The organism is Paraburkholderia sp. RL17-381-BIF-C (assembly GCF_046026435.1).
Lineage (GTDB): Bacteria > Pseudomonadota > Gammaproteobacteria > Burkholderiales > Burkholderiaceae > Paraburkholderia.
Genome location: NZ_JARESX010000271.1, coordinates 1 through 252 on the forward strand (window position 1 = coordinate 1; position 252 = coordinate 252).

The following is a 252-nucleotide window of genomic DNA, read 5'->3' on the forward strand; positions in this document are numbered from 1 at the left end:
CGGTCAGGAACAGGAACTTGTCTTCGGTCACATCCACGGTCAGCGGTGCGCCTTTTTCTTTCCAGTCCGGAATCAGCTCGGTCATGGCGCGCGGATCCATGACCGCGCCCGAGAGGATATGCGCCCCGATCTCCGAGCCTTTTTCCAGTACGCACACGCCAATTTCAGCGCCTTTTTCCGCCGCCAGCTGCTTCAGGCGAATCGCCGCGGACAGCCCAGCCGGGCCGCCGCCGACGATCACGACGTCGTATT

At 62.3% G+C, this 252-nt stretch carries 1 protein-coding gene; it reads right to left on the reverse strand.

The genetic code is table 11. The features are described from left to right. Positions 1 to 252, reverse strand: a 252-nt coding sequence (locus P0D70_RS37145) for an NAD(P)/FAD-dependent oxidoreductase (RefSeq protein WP_408188157.1), incomplete at both ends; no start/stop codon positions are given.